This window comes from Dickeya aquatica, assembly GCF_900095885.1.
Classification (GTDB): Bacteria; Pseudomonadota; Gammaproteobacteria; order Enterobacterales; family Enterobacteriaceae; genus Dickeya; species Dickeya aquatica.
This window is the reverse complement of the sequence record NZ_LT615367.1, coordinates 221,371-246,399: the sequence shown is the minus strand read 5'-3', so window position 1 is coordinate 246,399 and position 25,029 is coordinate 221,371. Positions and strand designations below refer to the sequence as shown.

Sequence of the window (25,029 nt, the reverse complement as noted above, 5' to 3'; positions counted from 1 at the left end):
GTAGTGAGCACAAGCGCAATTTATTCACTGTCACTGTGAAGGACTCTCATGATCGAACTTAAACACTTACGGACACTCCAGGCGCTGCGTAACACCGGATCGTTAGCCGCCGCCGCCGCCCAGCTCCACCAAACACAGTCGGCACTGTCACACCAGTTCAGCGATCTGGAACAGCGCCTGGGATTTCGCTTATTCGTCCGTAAGAGCCAGCCGCTACGTTTCACACCACAGGGGGAGATCCTGCTGCAACTGGCCGAACAGATCCTGCCGCAGATTCAGCAGGCGCTACAGGCCTGCAATGAACCGCATCAAACCACGCTGCGACTGGCGATTGAATGCCACAGTTGCATCCAGTGGCTCACGCCAGCGCTGGAAAATTTCCACCAACACTGGCCACAGGTGGTGATGGATTTTAAATCCGGCGTGACGTTCGACCCACAGCCTGCGCTCCAGCAAGGCGAGCTGGACCTGGTGATGACCTCGGACATCCTGCCGCGCAGTGGCCTTCACTATTCACCGATGTTTGATTTTGAGGTGCGGCTGGTGCTGGCACCCGACCACCCGCTGGCCAGTCGTGAAGTCATTGAGCCTGAAGATTTAGCGCAAGAAACGCTGATGATTTACCCGGTGCAGCGCCAGCGGCTCGATGTCTGGCGTCATTTCCTGCAACCGGCGGGTGTCAGCCCCTCGCTAAAAAGCGTCGATAACACGCTGTTATTAATTCAGATGGTCTCGGCGCGCATGGGTATTGCCGCACTGCCACACTGGGTGGTTGAAAACGTTGAGCGGCAAGGGCTGGTAGTGACCAAAACGCTGGGGGAAGGCTTGTGGAGCCGGCTGTACGCCGCGGTACGCGATGGCGAACAGCGCCAGCCGGTCATAGAGGCGTTTATTCGTTCTGCCCGCCAGCATGCCTGTGCGCATCTGCCGTTTGTGCGTGACGCTTCACGACCCAGCGCTGGTGCACCCACAGCGCGGCCACAATAACCGCGCTGCCCAGCATAAAGCGGCTCCAGTCCGGCGTTTTCTGCCAGAACGCGAAGTTGACCAGCAGCCCGGCCGGTACGTGAAAGTTGTTCATAATACTGAGCGTACCGGCATCAACCTGCGTCGCGCCGTAGTTCCACATAAAGTAGCCAAGCCCGGACACCACCACGCCAAGGAACACCAGCACCTGCCACTGTACTGTCGCCGCAGGCAGTTTTGCCATGTTGCCAAACAGCCCCCAGGCAATCAGTGTCACCAGCGCCGCCCCGAGGTAAAACCAGGAAAACGCGCTGTGCTGCGGCATCGGGTGCAGCTCCATCAGGCGCTTATAACCAACCTGACCGACGGCAAAACAGACGTTGGCCGCCTGCACCAGTAACAGCCCCCACCAGAAGTGATCGCTCACACCGTGGTAATGGATAATCGCCGCACCCAGCACCGCCAGCAGCGCGCTAAACGCATAGCCCCAGCGCAAGCGCCTGCCGCTTAACAGATCATAAATCAACGTCACGTAAAGCGGCGTCATTACCGAAAACAGCAGCACAGAGGGAACGTTCAGGTAGAGGTAACTGCGAAAGAAAAACAGGTACATGATGCCAAGCTGGAAAGCGCCGACCAGTAAATACAGCCCCAGCACTTTGGGAGAATAACCGCGCCAGCGCAAAAAAGGCAGGAACACCAGCGCCGCCAGCACCAGACGAAACATCGCCGAGAACCAGCTATCGACCTGGCCTGCCAGATATTCGCCAATCAGGCTAAAGGAAAAGGCCCACAAAATCGTGGTGATGATTAATAACGGCACAGTGAGGCTCGCTCCATAACACGCAACGGGTGCAGCATTGTAGTCGAGTTACGCAGCTGAATTTCCGTCAAGATGGTTTACATCAGAGCAAAAAAAGCGCACTCAGCCACTCAGAATTGCCAACGCAGCCAGACGAAAAACACAATTGCCCTTAAAAACACATTGCCGTTATTGTGCGAACCAGAAAAAGATGGCCTGCCCTTATCCGGCAGGCGTCAAACAAGACGTCAGAGCCCCAGCGTCAAATCCCGTCGCCGTCTTCAAAGCCGCGCAGCGAGCCGTTGAAGTATTGATCCATATCCAGCGACGGTTTGTCACTCTCCGGGCGGCCCACAATCCGCGCAGGCACACCGGCAGCGGTGGTATGCGGCGGCACCGGCTGTAACACCACGGAACCCGCACCGATTTTCGCCCCGCAACCGACTTCGATATTGCCGAGGATCTTGGCTCCTGCGCCAATCATCACTCCTTCACGAATTTTCGGGTGACGATCGCCATTGGTTTTACCGGTTCCCCCGAGCGTGACGGATTGCAGAATAGAGACATCATTTTCCACCACCGCCGTCTCACCAATCACAATACCGGTTGCATGGTCGAGCATGATGCCACAGCCAATACGGGCGGCCGGGTGGATATCCACCCCAAACGAGACAGAAATTTGATTTTGCAGGTAAATCGCCAGCGCCCGGCGGTCTTGCTGCCACAACCAGTGGCCGATACGGTAAGCCTGCAAGGCGTGAAACCCTTTAAGGTACAACAGCGGCGTGGAGTATTTATCCACCGCCGGGTCACGCAGACGCACCGCCATAATATCGCGGGCGGCAGCGGCAATCATTTGCGGGTCGGCGCGATAGGCCTCTTCCACCACTTCACGAATGGCAATGGCGGGCATGATGGCATTCGCCAGTTTGTTGGCGAGCATATAACTTAACGCACTGCCCAGGTTCTCATGTTTTAACAGCGTCGCGTGAAAGAAGCTGGCCAGCATTGGTTCGCAATCCGCCAGACTGCGCGCCTCATCCTTAATGTATTTCCAGACCAGTTCCAGCTCATCATTCGACATTGCGCTACCTCTTTGAAAAACCGTCAACTCACCGCGTTAACCTGTGCTGCCGCTCAATTTATTACCACAACGAAACGGTATTTTTGTCACAAAAACCATTTTTTTTACAATAAGACAACGCCGGGCCACCCGCAGGAAGCCCGAACCATATCCGGTGATTACACCCGGCTGCTTTCGTCTTTTCGTGCACGCCCGAGCAAACTTAGCGCGGCTTCACGGGCATCTTTGCCACAGTACAACACCTGCCAAAGCTGCTCGGTGATTGGCATTTCAACACCGTAGCGCTGCGCCAGCGCCATCACTTCTTTGGTATTACGGTAGCCTTCCACCACCTGACCTATTTGATTCTGGGCACTGATGACGTCCATGCCCTGCCCCAGCATCATGCCAAAGCGGCGGTTACGCGACTGGTTATCGGTACACGTCAGCACCAGATCGCCTAAACCGGCCATGCCCATGAAGGTGGACGGGTCAGCCCCTAACGCCATGCCAAGACGCGTCATTTCCGCCAGCCCGCGGGTAATGAGCGCCGTGCGCGCATTGGCACCGAACCCCATGCCATCAGACATGCCAGCGCCGATAGCAATCACGTTTTTTACCGCTCCACCGAGCTGCACACCAATAAAATCCGGGTTGCTGTAGACGCGAAAACTTTTGCCACAGTGCAGCAATTGCTGCAAATCATCGGAGAATTGCCGGTCGGTCGAGGCCAAAGCAATCGCGGTCGGGAGACCGGCGGCCAGTTCTTTGGCAAAGGTCGGGCCAGAGAGCACCGCCAGCGGGATAGACTCACCTAACACATCCCGCGCGACATCCTGCAACAAACGGCCCGTTTCCGCTTCCAGCCCTTTGGTGGCCCACACTAAGCGGGCATCCGCACGTAAATGCGGCCTGAGCTGTTGCAACACCTCGCCAAACACATGGCTTGGCACCACCACCAAAATATCGCGGCTGGACGCCAGCGCCTGTGGCAGTGAGCTTTCCAGTTGCAAGGTATCCGGGAAAGAGACGTCAGGCAAAAACGCCTGGTTGCAACGCGCAGCCTGCAACGCATGGATATGCTGCGGATCATGCCCCCAAAGTACGACACGATGGCCATTGCGGGCCACCGTGATCGCCAGCGCGGTGCCGTATGAACCGGCACCGATCACTGTCATGGCTGCATCAGGCACGCGCATCAGGCATCCAGCTTCTGGGTGCTGCCTTCCTGGCCTGCCTGCTGTTCCAGATAGTTCATGAACAGAGCATCAAAGTTAACCGGAGCCAGGTTGAGCTGCGGGAAAGTACCACGCGATACCAGGCTGGTGATGCATTCACGCGCATACGGGAACAACACATTCGGGCAATACGCGCCCAGGCAATGCGCCAGTTGAGTACCGTCAATGCCAGACACGGTAAAGATACCGGCCTGCTGAACTTCGCACAGGAATGCCGTCTCTTCACCCAGTGTCGAAGTCACGGTCACACGCAGTACCACTTCATAGACATCATCAGCCAGTTGTGTCGAGGCGGTGTCGAGATCCAGTTTGACTTCCGGGTTCCACTCCTGCTGGAACACTTGCGGCGCATTCGGCGCTTCAAACGAAATATCTTTGGTATAGATACGCTGGATCTGGAAATTCAGTTCGACGTTATTTTGTTCAGACATGTTGAATAATACCCTTTTGTTAGATTTCCTTGCGCGCTTCCTTTCGCCAGGAAAGTCACGCCATAACACAAACAGACAGCGCCCGCAGAGGGCACGGCCTTATTTACCGCGCACCAGCGGGAGATTCTCACCACTCCAGCCCGCCAGCCCGTCTTTCAAAATCAGAACGCGCTCAAAACCGGCGTTGAACAGATGTTCACCTGACTCGCGCGATGACATGCCATTGGCGCAAACCACAATCACCGGCTGTGCTTTGTGCTTTTCCAGCTCACCGAAGCTGCCGCTCTTGATGTCATTCGGCAACAGGTTGATAGCCCCGGCGATATGACCACGGCGATAATCGTCACGATTACGGGTATCCACCACTACCGCATCTTCTTTATTTATCAGCTGGATAGCCTCACCACGAGCCACTTCTTTTACCTTGGACAGTTTACTTTTCACTGTCAGCACGATGACTGCAATCAACAAGGCAACCCAGGCAACGCACATGACAGGGTGTCGGCTGATAAATGGCATAATCTCTTGCATGGGGTGTAACGACTCCGAAATCAGTTAATCAATTCAAATACAGGGTGTCTGAGTATACCTATGCCATAGTGCAATTACAGCCTGTAAGCCAATATCGCGTCACGATTCTGCGCAGCCGCCTGCATTTATCCCTCACGGCAGCGAAGATTAACCAAGGCACAACATCCGCCAACTGTCATGGATAGAAATAGAAATCCCAGACAACACAACTGGTAAGCGAAGGTTCATCGTGGAATAATCTTTCACCATGAGCAAAAACGCCTTCTCTGTACCGTTGCCCGTGGGCCGTGACAAATTGTTGATCCGGTGCGCCAGTGTGCTTTGTGTCGGCATGCTGCTGCTGCCGTGTCCTGGCCGCAGCGAAGACAGCCAGCAACAGCTGAAATCGTTACAGCAGGATATCGCAGAGAAAGAAAAAAGCGTGCGCGACCAGCAGCAGCGGCGCAACGTGCTGCTTACTCAGTTGAAACAGCAAGAGCAATCCATCGCGCAATCTACCCGTCAGCTACGGGATACGCGCGCCACGCTTGAGCGACTCAATCAAGACATCACCCACCTTGGCACGTCGATAACCAAACTACAGGCCCAGCAAAAAACGCAGGAAACGCTGCTGTCCCAGCAACTGGATGCCGCCTTTCGCCAGGGCCAACACAACGCCTTACAACTGGTACTCAGCGGTGAAGACGCACAGCGCCGCGAGCGCATTCTGGCTTACTTTACTTACCTGAACCGGGCGCGGGAAAAGTCCATCGGCGAGTTGCAACAAACCCGCGCGCAACTGGCGGCGCAAAAGCAGCAGATTGAGCAAAAGCAATCACAGCAAAAGCGCCTGCTTGGCGAGCAGCAACAGCAACAAAAAACGCTGGAGAAAGCGCAAAACGAGCGCCAAAGCATACTCGGCTCGCTGGAACAGGCGCTGGCAAAAGACCAGCAACAGTTAACCGAGCTGCGCCAAAATGAAAGCCGCCTGCGTGACCAGATAGCCCGCGCCGAGCGTGAAGCCAAAGCCCGCGCCGAGCGCGAGGCCCGCGAAGCCGCCCGCTTACGCGAAAAAGAGGAGCAGGCTAAACAGCGCGGAGCCCGTTACAAACCGACGGAGCAAGAACAGTCTTTGATAGCGCGAACCGGTGGTCTGGGTCAGCCTGCGGGTCAGTACGTCTGGCCGGTGCGGGGGCGCACCCTGCATCGTTTTGGCGAGCCGCTACAAGGCGAACTACGCTGGAAAGGGCTGGTGATTGCCACCAGCGAAGGCACCGAGGTGCGCGCCATCGCCGATGGCACAGTGCTGATGGCCGACTGGCTGCAAGGCTACGGCCAGGTGGTGGTAGTCGATCACGGCAGGGGGGATATGAGCCTGTACGGTTATAACCAGAGTGCGCTGGTTGCCGTCGGTGCACAGGTCAAAGCCGGCCAGCCGCTGGCGCTGGCAGGCAGCAGCGGCGGGCAGAGCCAACCCGCGCTCTATTTCGAAATCCGACGTCAGGGACAGGCGGTCAACCCCATCTCTTGGTTAGGAAGGTAAGTGTGCGTTTACTCCTCTGCCGTCTGTTGGCGGCTATCGCCCTATCAGGCGTAATACTCACGTCAGCGCAGCCAGTTCTGGCCGGTAAGCTGGCGCTGGTGATTGACGATTTTGGTTATCGCGCGCATAACGACAATCAGATTCTGGCAATGCCGACGGCGGTTTCCATCGCCGTGTTGCCCAACTCACCCAATGCCCGCGATGTCGCCACCAGAGCGCACGCACAGGGGCGCGAGGTGTTAATCCACCTGCCAATGGCCCCTATCAGCAAACAGCCGCTGGAAAAAGACACGTTACGCCCGGACATGAGTGAAGCGGAAATCACCCGCATCGTGCGTGAGGCGGTCAATAACGTGCCTTATGCAGCAGGGCTCAATAACCATATGGGCAGTGCGATGACTGCCAGCCTGCCGGGGATGCAAAAAGTGATGCGGGCCATGAGCGCCTATCGGCTCTACTTTCTTGACAGTATGACGATAGGGAGCAGTCAGGCCAGTCGCGCCGCGGCAGAGACAGGCATCAAGGTACTCAAACGCAAGGTTTTTCTTGATGACAGCCAAAACGTTGCTGATATCCGCCAGCAATTCAACCGCGCCTTAGACATCGCCAGACGCAGCGGATATGCGATTGCCATCGGCCATCCTCATCCCGCCACCATCACGGTGTTGCAGCAAATGCTGCCTGCGCTGCCTGCCGATATTGTGCTGGTACGGCCAAGCCAATTGCTCAATGAAGCAGAGCAGCGCTATCAGCCGGTGCCGACACAGCTCGCAGCAAGGCCCGCGCCGCAAAAACGCCTGCGCCCGGTTCAGGTCTGTGCATTCAAGCCTTTACCGGCGATGTCGCAGTTTGAACTGTGGCGTCGCCTCGGTCAGTACCTCAGCGAAAGCGCGGGTGTGCACTATATGCAACAGCGCTGGCAAATCTGGCTCGGCTGAGGGTAACCTGCGCCCGGCATCCGTGCATGCCGGGCGTGCTGATACGATAAACATCAATCGGGGCGCACAGGCTACCAGTCAAGGATCACTTTACCGGACTGCCCTGAGCGCATCACATCGAAGCCGTGCTGGAAATCATCGCGGTGAAAGCGGTGGGTGATAACCGGTGAGAGATCCAAGCCGGACTGGATAAGCGCCGCCATCTTGTACCAGGTTTCAAACATTTCTCGGCCATAAATCCCTTTAATTACCAGCCCTTTAAAAATGATCTCGCTCCAGTCCACCGGCGTTGCCTGCGGCGCAATACCCAGCATGGCGATACGCCCGCCGTGATTCATCACCGACAATAAGCTGCGAAACGCCTGCGGCGCGCCGGACATTTCCAGCCCCACGTCAAACCCTTCCGTCATCCCCAGCTCATGCATCACCGCCTCAAGCGCGGTATCGGCGACATTCACCGCCCGCGTCACCCCCATGCGGCGCGCCAGCGCCAGCCGGTACTCGTTGACATCGGTTATCACCACATGACGCGCCCCGACATGGCGGCACACCGCGGCTGCCATCACCCCTATCGGCCCGGCCCCGCAGATAAGCACATCTTCCCCCACCAAATCGAACGCCAGCGCGGTATGCACGGCATTGCCAAACGGGTCGAAAATCGCGGCTATCTCATCAGGAATGGCGGCTGGCAGGCGAAAGGCATTGTATGCCGGGATCACCAGATACTCGGCAAACGCCCCCGGTCGGTTCACGCCAACACCGGATGTGTTACGGCATAAATGCCGCCGACCGGCACGGCAGTTGCGGCAATAACCACAGGTAATATGGCCCTCACCCGATACCCGGTCGCCCAGATGAAACCCCTCAACCTCCTGCCCGATGGCCACAATCTCGCCAACATACTCATGGCCTGTCACCAGCGGTATCGGGACGGTTTTCTGCGACCATTCATCCCAGTTGTAGATGTGAACATCCGTGCCACAAATGGCGGTTTTGCGGATTTTAATCAGCACATCATTGTGACCAGGTTCCGGCTCTGGCACGTCAGTCAGCCAGATACCCGGTTCCGGTCGCAGTTTTGCCAGCGCTTTCATACCGTTCCCCCTCAGTCCACCACGCCAAGCTGCTGTCCCACACGAATAAATGCCGCCACCGCCTGTTCAACCTGCGCTGGCGTATGCGCAGCCGACAGTTGCGTGCGAATGCGCGCCTGCCCTTGCGGCACAACCGGGTAGAAAAAGCCGCTGACATAAATGCCCTGATGGCGCAGTGCAACGGCAAACGCCTGCGCCAGCCGGGCATCGCCCAGCATCACCGGAATGATGGCATGGTCAGCCCCAGTCAGCGTAAAACCGGCGGCGGTCATCTGTTGGCGAAACCGGTTTGCGTTGCGCCACAACTGCTGGCGCAGCGCCTGCCCGTCACGCACCAGCGTCAGTGCAGCAAGAGACGCCGTGACTATCGAAGGGGCGAGTGAGTTCGAAAACAGATAAGGGCGCGAGCGCTGGCGTAACCACGTAACCACCTCGCGGCGGGCCGCAATATATCCGCCGCTGGCACCGCCGAGCGCCTTGCCCAGCGTGCCGGTGAGGATATCAACCTGCCCCATCACCTGATGATATTCAGGCGTGCCGCGCCCCTGCTCACCGACAATGCCCACCGCATGCGAATCATCCACCATCACCAGCGCGTCATAACGGCGTGCCAGCTCGCAAATGCCCGGCAGATTGGCTATCACGCCGTCCATGGAAAATACGCCATCGGTAGCGATAAGCAGATGACGCGCCCCTTCAGAACGCGCCTGCTGCAACCGTGCTTCCAGTTGCCGCATATCGTTATTGCCATAGCGATAGCGGCGCGCTTTTGATAGCCGAATACCATCAATAATCGACGCATGGTTCAGCGCATCCGACACAATTGCATCCTCTTCGCCCATCAGGGTTTCGAACAGGCCGCCGTTGGCATCAAAACAGGAGGAGTAGAGAATGGCGTCCTCCATACCAAGAAAATGCGCCAGTTGTTGTTCAAGCTCGGTGTGGATATCTTGTGTGCCGCAAATAAAGCGCACCGAGGCCATACCGAAACCGTGGCTATCCAGCCCGGCTTTGGCAGCACCAATCAATGCCGGGTGATTCGCCAGCCCTAAATAGTTGTTGGCACAAAAGTTGATCAACTCATCACCGCAGGCGGTGCTGACCTGGGCCTGCTGGGGGCTGGTAATGGGCTGCTCGTCTTTGAACAGACCATCACGCTGCAACGCTGCCAGTTGAGCGGTCAGTTGCTGATAAAATGCCGCAGGCATCGCTTATTCTCCTTTCTCCATGACACACCCTATGCAGGTAAAGGTAGTGGAGAAATGCAAACCGGGCTGACGGCTTTAGCGCAAAACCCCACCGCCATCACACGATAAATGCGGCGCAGTACGCAGGATATAGCGAGAAAATCAGCACAGGATGCCCGCTGTGCGCGGTAATGTTATGATAGCGCCCAACAGGTGTAGAGCGCGGTGCTCTACCAGCAAGCTTAACAAGGTAACTCCCATGATTATCGTGACTGGCGGTGCCGGCTTCATCGGCAGCAATATCGTGAAGGCGCTCAATGACGCCGGACACCGGGATATTCTGGTGGTCGATAACCTCAAAGATGGCACCAAATTCGCCAATCTGGTTGATCTGGACATCGCCGATTACATGGACAAGGAAGATTTTATTGCCAGTATCGTTGCCGGTGACGATCTGGGCGATATTGACGCGATTTTCCATGAAGGTGCCTGTTCATCCACCACCGAGTGGGATGGCAAATACATGATGGATAACAACTATCAGTATTCAAAAGAGGTGCTGCACTACTGTCTTGAGCGCGGTATTCCATTCCTGTACGCCTCCTCTGCGGCAACCTACGGTGGCCGTACCGATAATTTCATTGAAGATCGCCAGTACGAACAGCCGCTTAATGTGTACGGCTACTCCAAATTCCTGTTTGACCAGTATGTGCGTGAGATTCTGCCGCAGGCTGAGTCACAGATTTGCGGCTTCCGTTATTTCAATGTCTACGGGCCGCGTGAAAGTCACAAAGGCAGCATGGCGAGCGTGGCTTTCCACCTCAATACCCAACTGAATCAGGGCGAAAAGCCGAAACTGTTCAGCGGCAGCGAAAACTTCAAGCGTGATTTCGTTTATGTCGGCGATGTGGCAGCGGTGAATCTGTGGTTCTGGCAGCACGGTGTCTCCGGTATTTTCAACTGCGGTACTGGCCGCGCCGAGTCGTTCCAGGCCGTTGCCGATGCGGTACTGACCTGGCACAAGCAAGACAGCGTCGAATACATCCCGTTCCCGGACAAACTGAAAGGCCGCTATCAGGCATATACCCAGGCCGACCTCAGCAAATTACGGGCTGCCGGTTATGACAAGCCGTTCAAAACCGTCGCCCAAGGGGTGACTGAATACCTTGCCTGGCTTAACCGCAGCGTTTGATTTGTCTGGCCGTAAGGAAATACCAACGGTATGAAAATTCTGGTCATCGGCCCGTCGTGGGTAGGCGACATGATGATGTCGCACAGCCTGTATCGCACGCTCAACGCGCAATACCCGCAAGCCTCGATTGATGTCATGGCACCGGCCTGGTGCCGCCCGTTGCTGGCGCGTATGCCAGAGGTCAATCAGGCGCTGGCCATGCCACTTGGCCACGGTGCGCTGGCGCTTGGCGAACGGCGGCGATTGGGCATGGGACTGCGTGAACAGCACTATGATCGCGCCTATGTGTTACCCAATTCGTTTAAATCCGCACTGGTGCCGTTTTTTGCCCGCATCCCTCAGCGCACCGGCTGGCGCGGCGAAATGCGCTACGGCTTACTGAACGACGTGCGGGTGCTTGATAAAGCCGCCTTCCCGTTAATGGTGCAACGCTATGTCGCGCTGGCCTATGGCCGCGATCGGATACATAGCGCCAGCGACCTGCCGCAGCCGCTACACTTACCGCAACTGAGCGTCAGCGAAGCCGAAAAAGCTACCGCACTGGCCGCATTTCCGCTCGCCGGGCAGAGACCCATTATTGGTTTTTGCCCCGGAGCCGAATTCGGCCCGGCGAAACGCTGGCCTCACTATCATTACGGCGCACTGGCGCAATCACTGATAGATAACGGCTATCAGGTAGTGCTATTCGGTTCTGCAAATGACCGGCAGGCCGGGGAAGATATCTGCGCCACGCTCAGTCACGAGGCGAAAGGATACTGCTTAAATCTGGCAGGCCAGACCTCGCTGGATCAAGCCGTCGTCCTGATCGCCGCTTGTCAGGCGGTAGTCAGTAATGACTCGGGCCTGATGCACGTCGCCGCTGCGCTCAACCGCCCGCTGGTGGCGCTGTATGGCCCCAGCAGCCCGGACTTCACACCGCCACTGTCTCAGCAGGCCGAGGTGATTCGCTTAATTAGCGGCTATCATCGGGTACGTAAAGGGGACGCCGAGCAGGGCTACCATCAAAGCCTGATCGACATTCAGCCACAGCAGGTACTCGAAGCCCTGTCACGCCATATTGCTGTTCAGGGGGCGCCAGCATGAGGGTGCTGATTGTTAAAACCTCATCCATGGGCGATGTGCTGCACACCCTACCGGCATTGACCGATGCAATGCAGGTGATTCATGGCATTGAATTTGACTGGGTAGTGGAAGAGGGCTTTGCCCAGATACCCGGCTGGCATCCGGCAGTTGACCGCGTCATTCCCGTCGCCATTCGCCGCTGGCGTAAAAACTGGTTTAGTGCGCCGGTTCGTGCTGAACGCGCGGCGTTTAAACAGCGCCTGCGGGAAAAGCGCTATGACGCAGTCATAGACGCGCAGGGATTACTGAAAAGCGCCTTGCTGGTGACACGACTGGCCCATGGCAACAAGCACGGCCTTGACTGGAAAAGTGCGCGTGAACCGCTGGCAAGCTGGTTCTATCAATACCGCCACCCGGTCGCGCGCCAGCAACATGCCGTAGAGCGTATTCGCGCGCTGTTTGCCATGAGTCTCAATTACCGCAAACCGGCAGAGCAAGGCGACTATGCGATTGCCGCACGCTTTCTCTCAACGTCGGTTGCCGATACATCACCCTATCTGGTGTTCCTGCACGCGACCACGCGTGATGAAAAACACTGGCCGGAAACCCACTGGCGTGAACTGATAGCCCTGACAGCGCCAACCGGGCTGCGTATTCTGCTGCCCTGGGGAGCAGAACATGAACATCAACGGGCACAGCGTCTTGCCGAAGGCTTTGCGCATGTCGAGGTGCTGCCAAAGCTCACGCTGGAGCAGGTTGCCGCCGTGCTGGCGGGCGCGCAGGTCGTGGTATCGGTGGATACCGGTTTAAGTCACCTGACGGCGGCACTTGATAGGCCCAATATCACCTTATATGGCCCGACCGACCCTGGACTGATTGGCGGCTACGGGAAAAACCAAACGGCGGTGATATCTTGTAACAATAAGATGGACAGTATTTCCGCCGAAAATGTATTCAGGCAGCTCACAGAGAATGATATAAAACGCTAATCCTTAATAGTGATAAGGATTAGCGGCGTTGTATGACAGCAGTTAACGGACGTCAGGGGCCTTAAATGATAGACGAAACTGCATTGAATCAATGAATTGAAGCAAGGCACCTGGAAAAAGCATGTTGATATTTCAAAAAAGAACCGCAATATCATTATTATTGGCAATGACCTTGTTGTTGTGTGCTTTTTGGGCTAGTCCAAGTCAGATACTTCCATTTCACAGAAATTTTTTAATCTATTCTGTATTTTTTATTGCCATGGTCTATCTGTCAAAAGATAAAAACCTTTTAGCGTGTATAGATATTAAAAAAATAAAAAGTGTCATATGGATATTGGCGGCTATGACGGTTATCACACTTGGTTGTGGTCTTCTGTTTTCACCCTCTCATAAAGAGATGCTCAGTGCATGGCAAAGCCAATGGTTACGCCCGCTAATGTTATTTGCTTATGGCTTGTTATTTTACCCCCTGATTTTAAGTTATTTTAAGAAAATAACCATTAACTGGATAATTACTGCAATTATTACCAGCTTTTGGGCTCCAATATTTATTCACAACCTATCCATAGCATATTTATCCTTCAAGACAGGTAGTATCCCCTGGGGAGATACGTATATATTCCCATCCCGCCTTGAACTGAGCTTTCAAATCAACCTAATCAGTATCATTATTTTTACCGACTTATTTCTTCGTATTTTTAACGAAGAACACTTACTAAAAATCAACACCAGCACCCTGATTTTCTTTATCATTAACAATATTATCGCCACCATCTTCGCCAATACACGCTGGGGCACTATTGGTATGATTTTGGGGTTATTGTCTATCGGGTTTGTTTTTTTCATAAAAAACATAAAAAAAGCAAACCTCATAAAAATATCCATATTCCTGAGTTTAATCATATTCAGTACCATCACTGTTGGCGTGTTTTCTTATAAAGAAGATCCAAGATGGAAAGGCATCAGCGGGGATATGATAGTTGGCTGGAATGCACCGAGTGACAGCTTCTGTTTTATATTCAACAGCCCGGAAAGAACGGTTCCTGAGCGCAATGATGGCACACCCGTCAATCACTCCAACGCCTGTCGCATGGCCTATATTCATCAGGCAACAACATTTATTCTTGAGCACCCATTAGGCATGGGAACCAGTAAAACGGCCTTTCTTTACCGTTTACAGGAGAAATACCATAATCCGCGAATTGATATCAGCCACAGCCATAGTGGGGTTCTGGAGTACGGTTTACAGTACGGTATCATTGGCATGCTACTATGGGTGATATATAACATTGTCCTGATGAAGAAAGCCTACCATGCTTTTTTCAGAGAAAATAAAAAAATAGGTATAGTTTTATTATTAATTTCAGGTGGTTTCTTTTTCCGCTCTGCGGTAGATCGCATTTTGCTTGATCACTATATGGAAGAATATATGTTCTTATGTGGCCTTTTATTAAGTCTTATCTCATATAAAGGCCCGCAGAATAATAAGGTGGCATAAGACACTCTCTTCCACCTGACTCAGGCTGTTTAAACTCAGCCTGAGTCCGTATAAAAAAGACAACACACCAAAAAATAACAAACGCCATCACTTATTGATGGTTATAAAAATAATATTAATGACCTTTTTAAAATTAAATCCATAGCACGAACAAGCCATAATTCCAGTTACTCTCATAGATATAAAAAAACATTGCATTAGATATTTTCAACAAATATAATTAGTGTATTATAAATTATGCTGAATTATTCATGATGGAAAATATAGATAAAAACAGAAGAGTAGATAAAGCTCACATAAAACTGAGTTATATCACTCATTTTTATTGTAACCAAAACAATATAAATTCCGTTGTTTCGCTGTTGCGGGAGTATGAAAAGTATGACCCTGCACTGCTGGATGTGATTCAGTTTGTGATTGTGGATGATGGTTCTCCCGTCAGCTATGATATTCCTGACGTTAACCTCAACATCACCTGGTTAAAGATCAATGAAGATATCAAGTGGAATCAGGCGGGTGCCAGAAACCTCGGGGTGCTGTATGCACAATCGGACAAGTTTGTTGTTACCGATCTTGATCACATTATTCATGAAAATACGCTGAGATATATGGTTGAACGCCGTAATCCAGGCCGTTCCTTCTTTAAAATCTATCGCAACGCGTCAGAAAATCCCGGTAAAATTTATAAAGGCCACTCCAACCTGTTCTTCATGTCACGGGCAAGGTTCATGCGTTTCTTTGGCTATGATGAAGAATTTTCAGGGAATTATGGGGCGGAAGATTATCGTTTCGTGAAGTACCAAAAATATCAGGGCTCTGTTCAGCGCTACCTGCCGAAAAAATACCTTTGCTCGGAGCGCAATCTTGACCGGGAAAAATCCTACCATACCCTTGAGCGCGATCTTTCTGCCAACACGCCAATTGATGCCAGAAAAAAACAGGAAATAGAAACCTATGGCAAAGATTACGGTCATAGCCGGATGTTTCTGAATTTTACCTGGCAGATAACAAAAACCCACCACCGGCCAGCGCCGGTGCCGCAGGAAAACAGGTGGTGGAAACCATTGTGGTGGCTGCGTTACGCTTTTGGTTTTCTTGCCCGCTAAAAATGGCCTCTCTCAGGCAGCGGCTCGAGAGAGGTTTATCATCCGGCTATACGCAATGATAAGGCAGTACGGAACTGGCCTTGAGCCTATTAAGAGGCATCTATCGTTTTGATACGCTCACGGACTTTGGCTTCTACCTGCTCGGGTGAAATAATCCTCATCCGGTTATCGACCTGCGTATTGAGGTTATTTTGTACGCCATAGATAACATCGTGCAATTGGGGGTCTTGATAAGGCCCGGTAACAGCGGGAATCGCCCCGACAAACAGGCTCACCGTCGGCACGCGTAGCGCTATTGCCAGATGTAGCGGCCCGGTATCTCCGGTTAATAACAGATCCATCCCCTGAATGGTGGCAACGAGCTCTTTCAGTGTGGTCGCCCCAATCTTGTTGAGTACCCGGCTGTGATACCGGCTATCCAGGGTGTTAAAAAACGCCTGACCTTGCGCAACTTCCCGGTCGCCACCACCAATCAGCACAATGTCGATACGCTCATCCGATTCACACAAACGCACCGCCAGACCGGCAAAGTATTCAACCGGCCAACAGCGTTCCGGCGTTGAGGCTCCCATCTGAAAACCAATCACTCGTCGATGTTCTGCTTTCACTACCGGCGTAAGCGCAAAGGGAATGCGCATGGCAATATTCCCGGTATCTGCCCCCAGCATCGCCACCAGTTCAAGGCGGCGCTGAATAAAATGCCCGTGGAAACCCATAATATAGCCAGACAACCAGCGATTCATGACCTCAATGCCATCCTGATGGTTATCACGCAATACATAGCGAGCGCCAGAGAGCACCGCGCTGAGATAATCGTAAGGATCATGCGAATGCAGGATAATCGCCAAATCGGGTAGTGCGATGCGCTGAATATCTTTTACCAGCTTAGGCACCGTGTTGACCTTACTGTTCCAGCACACGACGTGCTGCCAGTCTTGCCCACCCGCAACAAATTCATAGAGCTTTTTATGCACCACCAGCGTAATGGTGGCATTCGGAAAACGCTGGCGTACCGCACGTATCGCCGGTGTGTTGAACATAAAATCGCCCAGGGCTGTCGTGGAATAAATCACGATATGAGAAAAATCGGTTTCATTCACTAACTGCTGTGCGGGCTGTAATCGCGCTTTTCTGGCGGCGACCAGGCGCAAATAAAGATCAACCGCTTTGAATTTCCAGCCTTTCTTCATCCTTTCGCAACCTTGATACTCTGGTAGTATTCGTAAAGTGTTTTGCCCTCTGTGCGTTCTGAAAGCCAGGCAAACAGCGCCGTCAGGTCGTCATAGAGCGCTTCAATCTGTGCTTCATTGGTAAACGTCGGGCTGCCGCCGGGCATAAATTCCGAAGAATGCAGCATGAATTCGACATAATCGCTGCCTTCAGCCAGCGTCTTTTCCACCACCCATTTCATCTGCGCCAGATTATTTCTTTTCGGGCGCAGCCAATGTACTGATGGGCTTCGTTTTTTTCCCGCCAACGCGCCAAAAGCCTGTTTGAGCCCATTAACAATGGCGTGATGCTTATATTGAATGCTCATCGGCACTTCAAGCAGCGCGGAATCACCCGGCTGGTCAATCTGGTGGATATCCATGAAATACGCCTGACGCGGAAAGCGGCGATAATCGGTTCCGCCTTCACCATTTGGCGCGCCGGACGCTGTTTGCCAGTTCACGCGCGGCGTCACCGAACAGTCAACCCGATAGCCGAACTCTACCAGTAGCCTGGCATAGTCGGCATTCATGGCCCAGCGCCCGGCGCGATGGCTGCGCATCGGCATCTGGAAGGTGTCTTCCAGCAACGAGGTCATATAGGCAATTTTCTCGCGCATGACCGCTTCAGGGTATTCGATAAGATAGGGTTTGTAGTGCCAGTCATTGTCTGTCAGAGCGAACTGCGGGGGGCTGTTCCAGGCGTGCAGGTGCATCCCGACCTCACCCTGATTTCTGGCGATAACATCACGCGCAAACTCAACATACGCAGGATCGCTGGCCATCTCATAGTTGGTCAGCCAGGTTGGCTTGAAACCATATTGTTCACACAATGCCTGAAAACGCGGCAGATAGCGGGTATTTTCCGTCAAAATGCGCTCGTCATTCTGCCAAAGGTTGTCGCCTTCCGTATCAATCGTAATGATAAACGCGGGTTTGCTCATGGAAATATTCACCTGATAATCGGGAAGCCTATGTTACGCAAGCAGCCTTCACGCCGTAAACCGCAAATATCAGCCTTAGCGAGGCGGGATGACCGGCTAAAGCGGGCATAACCGGTTCGCCTGCGCGAACAACAGTAGCCACTCATGACGATGTCATTTAAAATCACGGCCTGCTTGCAATGAGAGCCGTCGCTGATGAATCATAACGTCGCAACCACCGCGATCCAGCGTATTTTGCTGATTAAATTGCGCCATCATGGCGACATGTTGCTGATTACTCCTGTTATCAATACATTGAGTGAATGCTATCCGAATGCCCGGATAGACGTGCTCATGTATCTGGAAACGCAAGATATGCTGGCAGCCAACCCACGGATTAACCGGCTGATAACGATTGATCGTCAGTGGAAGAAACAGGGCATCGCCGCGCAACTGACCCACGAATACCGCCTGCTCAAAGACATTAAGAAACAAGGCTATGACATGGTGGTGAATCTGGCCGATCAGTGGCGTAGCGCATTGATTACCGGCCTGACCAAGGCACCTGTCAGGCTCGGGTTCAATTTTCCTAAACGTCAGCACCTTGTCTGGCGTCGCAGTCATACCCAGTTGGTAGAGACTGACGGCCATGCCACGCAGCACACGGTCGAACAAAATTTATCTATCCTGACTCCCTTGCACCTCGCCACCCTCAGTACACAGGTGTCGATGTGTTATACCCCGTCAGACTGGCAATACACTCAGTTACGCCTGCAACAGCAACAGGTGGGTGAGCGCTATATTGTGGTGCAGCCCACGTCACGCTGGTTATTCAAATGCTGGGATGAGATAAAATGGGCCGAGGTGATCGGTGCCCTGCATCAGGAGGGCTATCAGGTCGTGCTAACCTCTGGGCCGGAGGCCAGCGAGCAGCGCATGGTGGCGCAGATCATGGCGCATTCGCCCAAAGAGCGTGTTATTTCGCTCTCTGGCCAGTTAACGCTACGCCAGTTGGCCGCACTCATTGACCACGCCGCGCTATTTCTCGGTGTAGACTCGGTGCCAATGCACATGGCCGCCGCGCTACACACGCCCTGCATTGCCCTGTTCGGCCCCTCAAAGTTAACGTTCTGGCACCCCTGGCAGGCGAGCGGTGAGGTTATCTGGGCAGGCCACTATGGCGACTTGCCCGATCCTGATGATATTGATACCAACACCGAGCAGCGCTATCTGGATCTTATTCCCGCAGAGGATGTGATTGCCGCCGCCAGGAGACACTTATTGTGACACCACTACGCATTGCGATAGTTCGGCAAAAATACCGCCCCGATGGTGGCGCAGAACGGTTCGTCGGACGGGCGCTGGAAGCGCTGACCACCGAAAATCTGCAATTGAACGTGATTACGCGAGAATGGCAGGGCAACAGAAAGGCCGACTGGCAGCTACATATCTGCAATCCCGGTTACTGGGGGCGTATTAGCCGCGAGCGTGGTTTCGCCAACGCGGCGCGAACCCTGTGGCAACAGCAGCATTTTGACGTGGTGCAAAGCCATGAGCGTATCGCCGGTTGTGATATCTACCGGGCCGGTGATGGCGTGCACCATCGCTGGTTACAGCAGCGCGCACGGCTCTTACCGGGCTGGCGTAGCAACCTGCTGTTCGCTAACCGCTTTCACCGCTATGTGATGCAGGCGGAAACAGCGATGTACCGTGCGCCGCAGCTCAAGGCGGTTATCTGCAATGCGGAGATGATAAAACGCGAGATCATGGACGAATTTGGCCTGCCGGCCAGTAAAATCCATGTCATTTATAACGCTATCGACAGCCAGCACTTTCTGCCAGCCAGCGCCGAACAGCGCCAACAGGTGCGCACCGCGCTCTCCTTGCCAGAGCACAGCACCGTGCTGGTGTTTGTCGGCTCCGGCTTCGAGCGCAAAGGGCTGGATGCGGCCATCCGCGCACTGGCCACCACAGACCGCTACCTGATTGTCGTCGGCCAGGATAAAGCCGAACGCAAATACCGCGCCCTTGCCACATCGCTCGGTTGTGCATCCCGGGTGCGCTTCGTCGGTGTACAAAAAGACCCGCAGCCTTATTATCATGCCGCCGACGGCCTGCTATTGCCGACGCTCTACGACCCCTTCCCGAATGTGATTCTGGAAGCGATGGCATGCGGCCTGCCGGTTATCACTTCGACAACGTGTGGAGGCGCGGAGTTTATTCAACCGGGCAATAACGGGTATATTTGCGATGCGCTGGATATCGCCGCACTGGCCGAGGCAATAATGGCGCTGCCATCTGCTGCCCCCGGTAGTAGTATGGGCGCGGCTGCGCGTCATCGCATCCTTGATGAGTCGCCGCAAAAGCTGTCGCAAAAGCTCATCTCGCTCTACCAAACCATACTGGAGTAACGCATGAGGATCCTGATCGTTATCGATGGCCTGCCCGGTGGCGGAGCGGAAAAAGTGGTACTGACGCTCGCCCAGGGGTTGATCGCCGCCCGGCATCAGGTTTCGCTGTTCTCATTACGGGATGTACAGGAGTATCCGCTGCCTGCGGGGCTGACCTATCAAACCCTTGTTGATCGCTGTACCTCGCCCTGGCGTAAGTTAAATGAACTGACTCGCCGGGCAAAAGCGCTGGATACGGCCATCCGCGCAGCGGAATCCCGCCACGGCAACTTCGATCTGGTGCTGTCTAATTTGCATAAAACCGATCGCATCGTCGCTCGTTGCGCGGCGCTAAAGCGCAGCAGCGTCTGGTTTTGTCTGCACGGTATGTTTTCACCGTCTTATATTGGCCATCGTCAGGGCGTTTCACGCTGGCTAAAACGCAAGAAAATTCAGCGTGTTTACCAGCAACGCAATCTGGTTGCCGTCTCGCAAGCCGTGCTTGGCGACATGCGCAATGCGTTTCAGGTTTCGCCTGCCCGTGCCGAGGTTATCAATAACCCGTTCGATTTTGACCGGATTGCCGAACTGGCTGCACAACCCTGTGAGATGGCGGGCAAAGCGTACCTGATTCACGTCGGGCGTCTGCATCCGCATAAACGTCACGATCGCCTGTTGCAAGCGTATGCCCTGAGCGGCATCACGCTACCGTTACTGCTGTTAGGCAAGGGGGCCAGCGAATATACCCGGCAGCTACAACAGCTTGCCGAAACGCTCGGCGTTGCTGACCGGGTTATCTTTCACGGCTTTTGCGACAATCCTTACCCTTATATCCGCCATGCGCGCCTGCTGGTACTCAGCTCAGACAGCGAAGGTTTTGGCAATGTCCTGGTCGAAAGCCTGTTCTGCGGTACACCGGTGGTCAGCACGCGCTGCCCCGGCGGGCCAGAGGAGATCCTGACCGGCGATCTGGCACGCGGCTTGTCGAACCTGAATGAACGCGATCTGGCGCAGACGATGCTGTCAGTATTGCAGTCACCGCCACCGATCGCCGCAGAGCAACTCGATCGCTATCGTCTTGAGACGATCTGTGCGCGCTATCTGGCACTGGCTGAGTCACGTTGAGCCACTCCCTGTAAACCCGCACGGCGGCCAGCGGCTCATACTGCGTCTCTACTTACGCAACGCGTGCCACGCACCGTTGACGACATGAAAGAAAATGCATAATTCTCTACGACGAATACAATATCAATGACTATGTTACAAACTCTGTATACCTTTTTGTTTTATATCATTCAGCCACTTATCTGGCTGCGCCTGTGGCTACGGGGACGAAAAATTCCGGCTTACCGCAAACGCTGGGGTGAACGCTACGGTTTCTATAAAAGTCAGGTGAAGCCTGACGGCATCCTGCTGCACTCGGTTTCCGTGGGCGAAACGCTGGCGGCCGTGCCGCTGGTACGCGCGCTGCGCCACCGTTATCCGTCTCTGCCGATTACCGTCACCACCATGACACCAACAGGCTCAGAACGGGCGCTGTCAGCCTTTGGTAAAGATGTCTACCACGTCTACCTGCCCTATGACCTGCCGGGTGCCATGACGCGCTTTCTCGACCACGTACAGCCACGCCTGGTTATCATTATGGAAACCGAGCTATGGCCGAATCTTATCAGTGCACTGCATCAACGTCAGACGCCATTAATTATCGCCAATGCCCGCCTGTCGGAACGTTCATCCAGGGGATATCGCAAGCTCGGCCGCTTTATGTCTGCGCTGCTGCGCCGCATTACGCTCATTGCAGTACAAAACGCCGAAGATGGTGAGCGCTTCATCGAGCTTGGGCTAAAACGCAGCCAGTTAAATGTCACCGGTAGCCTGAAATTCGATATTTCCGTCACCCCGGAACTGGCCGCCCGCGCGGTGACGCTGCGTCGCCAGTGGGCATCACAGCGCCCGGTGTGGATTGCCGCCAGCACCCACGAAGGGGAAGAGAGCATCATCGTGCAGGCCCACGCCGAGTTGCTTAAAACGTTTCCTAATCTGCTGTTGATACTGGTGCCACGCCACCCTGACCGCTTTGATGACGCCAAAGCCATCGTGCGCAAAGCCGGGCTCACTTACACGCTGCGCAGCACCGGAGCCATCCCGCCAGCCACCACCCATGTGGTCATTGGCGATACCATGGGTGAACTGATGCTGCTTTATGGTATTGCCGACCTGGCATTTGTTGGCGGCAGCCTTATTGATCGCGGCGGTCATAACCCGCTGGAGCCTGCGGCTCACGCCATTCCGGTACTCATGGGGCCGCATACCTTTAACTTCAAAGATATCTGTGCCCGGCTGCAAGCCGCTGACGGGCTTATTACCGTTAGCGATAGCGCATCGCTGATAAAACAAGTGATGACATTGCTATCTGACGACGATTACCGCCGTTACCACGGCCACCACGCCGTCGACGTGTTGCACAAAAATCAGGGCGCACTGCAAAGTCTGCTGACGCTGCTGGAGCCTTATCTGCCGCCACGGAGCCAGTAATGAGCCGAAAACGCCTGTCTGTTGTGCTCATCAGCCACAATGCTGCCGAGCTGTTACCCGACTGTCTGGCCTCCGTTCAGTGGGCAGATGAAATTATCGTACTGGATTCAGGCAGTCAGGATGCCACACTGGATATCGCCCGCCGCTATGGCGCACAGGTCTACCAAAATACCGACTGGCACGGCTTCGGCCAGCAGCGCCAGCTGGCGCAGCAGTACGCCAGCGGCGATTATATTTTCATGATTGACACCGATGAACGGGTCACACCGCCGCTGCGTCAGGCTATCGAGGCGGTGCTGGAGGCACCGGCTGACAACACGGTGTATCGCTGTGCCCGCCGTAACCTGTTCCTCGGGCGGTTTATGCGACACAGCGGCTGGTACCCGGATGCCGTCATCCGGCTCTATCCGAGACATTACCGTTATAACAACAATGCCGTACATGAGTCGCTGGATTACGGCAGTGCAAAGGTTGTCTCGCTGCACGGCGACCTGATGCACCTGACATGCCGCAATCTGTTCGATTTTCAAAAAAAGCAGCTCGCTTACGCTCAGGCGTGGGCCACCGAGCGTTTTCAACAGGGCAAACGCTGCCGTTTTTCGGCCATTGTGCTGCATACGCTGGGGGCATTTGTCAAAACCTGGCTCTTGCGCGCGGGCTTCCTTGATGGCAAGCAGGGGTTTCTGCTCGCGCTGGTCAATGCGCAATACACCTTTAACAAATATACTGGACTGTGGGCGTTAGCACGCCAGCCACACTCGCCTTCAGAACGTCAGCCTCAGGAAAGCCAGCATGACAAAGACTAGAGCGATTTATCCCGGCACATTTGATCCGATGACCAACGGGCACCTCGACCTGCTGACACGCGCCACCCGTATGTTTGACCATTTGATTCTGGCCATCGCCGCCAGCCCGGGAAAGAACACTCTGTTTACACTCGAAGAGCGAGTCTCGCTGGCAAAAGCCGCAACCGGCCACCTGAATAACGTGGACGTGATAGGTTTTACCGACCTGATGGCTAATTTTGCTCACCAGCAGCACGCCACCATTCTGGTTCGCGGGCTGCGGGCCGTGTCTGATTTTGAATATGAGTTGCAACTGGCAAAGATGAACCACCACCTGATGCCAACGCTGGAAAGCGTTTTTCTGATGCCATCGGAGCAGTGGTCGTTTATCTCTTCGACGCTGGTAAAAGAAGTGGCCCGACACGGCGGCGATGTGTCACATTTTCTGCCACCCCCGGTCGCCAGCGCACTGCTGGAAAAGTTAGCCGGAAAATAGCCATCCTTAACACGGCATACTATCGCTGGCAGCGTTTACAAAAAAAGGTACTGCGCTGCCCCTGCTTGATGCTGTCTATCGCTGTACCACAGTGATGGCATGGCTCACCGCTGCGGCCATAGACCTGTAGCGCCTGCGCAAAATAGCCCGGCTTACCGTCCGATTGCAGAAAATCGCGCAGCGTGGTGCAGCCTTGTTCGATGGAGCGTTGCAACACCTGTTTAATCGCCCGCACCAGTTGCCCGGCTTCAGCCTCAGACAATGACCCCGCGGGCCTGCCCGGCAGGATACCGGCGCTAAACAGGGATTCACTGGCGTAAATATTCCCCACGCCAACCACGGTTTTGTTATCCATAATCCACTGTTTTATCGCCGTCTTTCTGCCACGAGACTGCGCAAAAAGGTATGCGGCAGAAAACACTTCATCCAGCGGCTCCGGCCCCAGATGCGAAAGATGCGGGCTGGTCGCTAAATCCGTGCACCACAACCATGCGCCAAAGCGCCTTGGGTCGGTGTAGCGCAGCACCTTACCGCTATCCATCACCAGATCAACATGGTCATGTTTGCCCGGCTCACTGTACTCCGGCAAGACCCGCAGGCTACCCGACATCCCAAGATGGACAATAATCCAGCCCGCAGGCAGCTCAATCAGCAGATATTTAGCGCGCCGCTGCACGCTTAGCACCGGCGTATCGCTCAGTGACAAAATTTCAGGAGAGACCGGCCAGCGCAAACGTGCGTTACGCACCTCAGCATACGCAATGGTATGGCCAACCAGCCACGGTGAAATGCCGCGGCGACTGGTTTCTACCTCGGGTAATTCAGGCATGTTCCCTCCTGTTTTTCTGTATGCGAGCATAAAAAAACCCGGCCGAAGCCGGGTTTTTCATATCCACTAAAATTACTTGATTTTAGCTTCTTTGTAGAGAACGTGCTGACGGACAACTGGATCGAATTTTTTCAGTTCCAGTTTTTCCGGCTTAGTACGCTTGTTCTTCGTAGTGGTATAGTAGTGACCAGTACCAGCAGAAGAAACCAGCTTGATCTTCTCGCGAACACCTTTAGCCATGATT

The 25,029-nt window shown here is 54.3% G+C and carries 25 protein-coding genes; 14 read left to right on the top strand and 11 right to left on the bottom strand.

Features of this window, described 5'->3' with window-relative positions:
* The first annotated feature begins 48 nt into the window (after positions 1-48).
* Entirely contained in the window at positions 49-987 is a 939-nt protein-coding gene (metR, locus tag DAQ1742_RS01120) for an HTH-type transcriptional regulator MetR (protein WP_035339241.1), read from the top strand.
* On the opposite strand, the gene DAQ1742_RS01115 is transcribed toward metR, so the two are convergent.
* From DAQ1742_RS01115 to DAQ1742_RS01095, 5 genes are all read right to left on the bottom strand, one after another.
* Positions 890-1,789 (bottom strand): carboxylate/amino acid/amine transporter, encoded by a 900-nt coding sequence (locus tag DAQ1742_RS01115; protein ID WP_035339239.1) that lies wholly within the window; start codon positions 1,787-1,789, stop codon positions 890-892. The two genes, metR and DAQ1742_RS01115, sit on opposite strands and share 98 nt — an antisense overlap.
* Before the next feature lie 241 nt (positions 1,790-2,030).
* A complete protein-coding gene (gene cysE / locus DAQ1742_RS01110) occupies positions 2,031-2,852 on the bottom strand; it encodes a serine O-acetyltransferase (RefSeq protein ID WP_035339237.1) in 822 nt (273 codons plus the stop codon).
* Between the two features lie 158 nt (positions 2,853-3,010).
* Entirely contained in the window at positions 3,011-4,030 is a 1,020-nt protein-coding gene (gene gpsA, locus DAQ1742_RS01105) for an NAD(P)H-dependent glycerol-3-phosphate dehydrogenase (protein WP_035339235.1), read from the bottom strand.
* Complete coding sequence (secB, locus tag DAQ1742_RS01100; protein WP_035339234.1) at positions 4,030-4,500, bottom strand: protein-export chaperone SecB; 471 nt, start codon at positions 4,498-4,500, stop codon at positions 4,030-4,032. The genes gpsA and secB overlap by 1 nt, the downstream gene beginning before the upstream one ends.
* 99 nt (positions 4,501-4,599) lie before the next feature.
* Positions 4,600-5,031: a rhodanese-like domain-containing protein gene (locus DAQ1742_RS01095; protein ID WP_035339232.1), complete on the bottom strand. Its 432-nt coding sequence runs from the start codon at positions 5,029-5,031 to the stop codon at positions 4,600-4,602.
* Positions 5,032-5,278: 247 nt separating this feature from the next.
* Here DAQ1742_RS01095 and envC point away from each other — a divergent pair, with 247 nt between their 5' ends.
* Together envC and DAQ1742_RS01085 are read left to right on the top strand one after the other, a co-directional pair.
* On the top strand, positions 5,279-6,553 hold the full coding sequence (gene envC / locus DAQ1742_RS01090; RefSeq protein WP_051123982.1) for a murein hydrolase activator EnvC: 1,275 nt from the start codon (positions 5,279-5,281) through the stop codon (positions 6,551-6,553).
* A gap of 23 nt (positions 6,554-6,576) precedes the next feature.
* On the top strand, positions 6,577-7,491 hold the full coding sequence (locus tag DAQ1742_RS01085; protein ID WP_035345643.1) for a divergent polysaccharide deacetylase family protein: 915 nt from the start codon (positions 6,577-6,579) through the stop codon (positions 7,489-7,491).
* A 71-nt stretch (positions 7,492-7,562) separates the two neighbouring features.
* Here DAQ1742_RS01085 and tdh read toward each other — a convergent pair whose 3' ends face one another.
* Together tdh and DAQ1742_RS01075 are read right to left on the bottom strand one after the other, a co-directional pair.
* Positions 7,563-8,585 carry an L-threonine 3-dehydrogenase gene (gene tdh / locus DAQ1742_RS01080; RefSeq protein ID WP_067486529.1) on the bottom strand — a complete coding sequence of 341 codons (1,023 nt, stop codon included), beginning with the start codon at positions 8,583-8,585 and terminating at the stop codon, positions 7,563-7,565.
* 11 nt (positions 8,586-8,596) lie between these two features.
* Entirely contained in the window at positions 8,597-9,793 is a 1,197-nt protein-coding gene (locus DAQ1742_RS01075) for a glycine C-acetyltransferase (protein WP_035339226.1), read from the bottom strand.
* A 238-nt stretch (positions 9,794-10,031) separates the two neighbouring features.
* On the opposite strand from DAQ1742_RS01075, the gene rfaD reads away from it, so the two are divergent.
* The 5 genes from rfaD to DAQ1742_RS01050 all read left to right on the top strand — a co-directional run bounded on the left by rfaD (position 10,032) and on the right by DAQ1742_RS01050 (position 15,619).
* Complete coding sequence (rfaD, locus tag DAQ1742_RS01070; RefSeq protein ID WP_035339224.1) at positions 10,032-10,964, top strand: ADP-glyceromanno-heptose 6-epimerase; 933 nt, start codon at positions 10,032-10,034, stop codon at positions 10,962-10,964.
* A 30-nt stretch (positions 10,965-10,994) separates the two neighbouring features.
* On the top strand, positions 10,995-12,047 hold the full coding sequence (gene rfaF, locus DAQ1742_RS01065) for an ADP-heptose--LPS heptosyltransferase RfaF (protein ID WP_035339222.1): 1,053 nt from the start codon (positions 10,995-10,997) through the stop codon (positions 12,045-12,047).
* Positions 12,044-13,015, top strand: coding sequence for a lipopolysaccharide heptosyltransferase RfaC (gene rfaC / locus DAQ1742_RS01060; protein WP_035339221.1), 972 nt, complete (start codon positions 12,044-12,046; stop codon positions 13,013-13,015). The genes rfaF and rfaC overlap by 4 nt, the downstream gene beginning before the upstream one ends.
* 121 nt (positions 13,016-13,136) lie before the next feature.
* Complete coding sequence (locus DAQ1742_RS01055) at positions 13,137-14,513, top strand: O-antigen ligase family protein (protein WP_035339219.1); 1,377 nt, start codon at positions 13,137-13,139, stop codon at positions 14,511-14,513.
* Positions 14,514-14,767: 254 nt separating this feature from the next.
* On the top strand, positions 14,768-15,619 hold the full coding sequence (locus tag DAQ1742_RS01050) for a glycosyltransferase family A protein (protein WP_035345641.1): 852 nt from the start codon (positions 14,768-14,770) through the stop codon (positions 15,617-15,619).
* Between the two features lie 89 nt (positions 15,620-15,708).
* On the opposite strand, the gene DAQ1742_RS01045 is transcribed toward DAQ1742_RS01050, so the two are convergent.
* Together DAQ1742_RS01045 and DAQ1742_RS01040 are read right to left on the bottom strand one after the other, a co-directional pair.
* Entirely contained in the window at positions 15,709-16,809 is a 1,101-nt protein-coding gene (locus tag DAQ1742_RS01045; protein ID WP_035339217.1) for a glycosyltransferase family 9 protein, read from the bottom strand.
* The gene (locus DAQ1742_RS01040) at positions 16,806-17,771 is read right to left on the bottom strand and encodes a polysaccharide deacetylase family protein (RefSeq protein WP_035339215.1); all 966 of its coding nucleotides are present in this window, start codon (positions 17,769-17,771) and stop codon (positions 16,806-16,808) included. The genes DAQ1742_RS01045 and DAQ1742_RS01040 overlap by 4 nt, the downstream gene beginning before the upstream one ends.
* A gap of 195 nt (positions 17,772-17,966) precedes the next feature.
* Here DAQ1742_RS01040 and rfaQ point away from each other — a divergent pair, with 195 nt between their 5' ends.
* The 6 genes from rfaQ (at position 17,967) to coaD (ending at position 23,956) form a co-directional block, all read left to right on the top strand.
* A complete protein-coding gene (rfaQ, locus tag DAQ1742_RS01035) occupies positions 17,967-19,037 on the top strand; it encodes a putative lipopolysaccharide heptosyltransferase III (RefSeq protein ID WP_035339213.1) in 1,071 nt (356 codons plus the stop codon).
* The gene (locus DAQ1742_RS01030) at positions 19,034-20,161 is read left to right on the top strand and encodes a glycosyltransferase family 4 protein (RefSeq protein WP_035339211.1); all 1,128 of its coding nucleotides are present in this window, start codon (positions 19,034-19,036) and stop codon (positions 20,159-20,161) included. Before rfaQ ends, DAQ1742_RS01030 begins: the two co-directional genes overlap by 4 nt.
* Before the next feature lie 3 nt (positions 20,162-20,164).
* A complete protein-coding gene (locus DAQ1742_RS01025) occupies positions 20,165-21,265 on the top strand; it encodes a glycosyltransferase (RefSeq protein WP_035339209.1) in 1,101 nt (366 codons plus the stop codon).
* 132 nt (positions 21,266-21,397) lie between these two features.
* Entirely contained in the window at positions 21,398-22,675 is a 1,278-nt protein-coding gene (gene waaA / locus DAQ1742_RS01020; protein WP_035345639.1) for a lipid IV(A) 3-deoxy-D-manno-octulosonic acid transferase, read from the top strand.
* Positions 22,675-23,481 (top strand): glycosyltransferase family 2 protein, encoded by an 807-nt coding sequence (locus DAQ1742_RS01015; protein WP_035339207.1) that lies wholly within the window; start codon positions 22,675-22,677, stop codon positions 23,479-23,481. The genes waaA and DAQ1742_RS01015 overlap by 1 nt, the downstream gene beginning before the upstream one ends.
* Positions 23,468-23,956 (top strand): pantetheine-phosphate adenylyltransferase, encoded by a 489-nt coding sequence (gene coaD / locus DAQ1742_RS01010; protein WP_035339205.1) that lies wholly within the window; start codon positions 23,468-23,470, stop codon positions 23,954-23,956. The genes DAQ1742_RS01015 and coaD overlap by 14 nt, the downstream gene beginning before the upstream one ends.
* A gap of 19 nt (positions 23,957-23,975) precedes the next feature.
* Here the strand turns inward: coaD and mutM are convergent, their stop codons facing one another.
* Positions 23,976-24,785, bottom strand: a complete 810-nt coding sequence (gene mutM / locus DAQ1742_RS01005; protein ID WP_035339203.1) for a bifunctional DNA-formamidopyrimidine glycosylase/DNA-(apurinic or apyrimidinic site) lyase — start codon at positions 24,783-24,785, stop codon at positions 23,976-23,978.
* Positions 24,786-24,857: 72 nt separating this feature from the next.
* Positions 24,858-25,025, bottom strand: a complete 168-nt coding sequence (rpmG, locus tag DAQ1742_RS01000) for a 50S ribosomal protein L33 (RefSeq protein ID WP_012882902.1) — start codon at positions 25,023-25,025, stop codon at positions 24,858-24,860.
* Between the last annotated feature and the right edge of the window lie 4 nt (positions 25,026-25,029).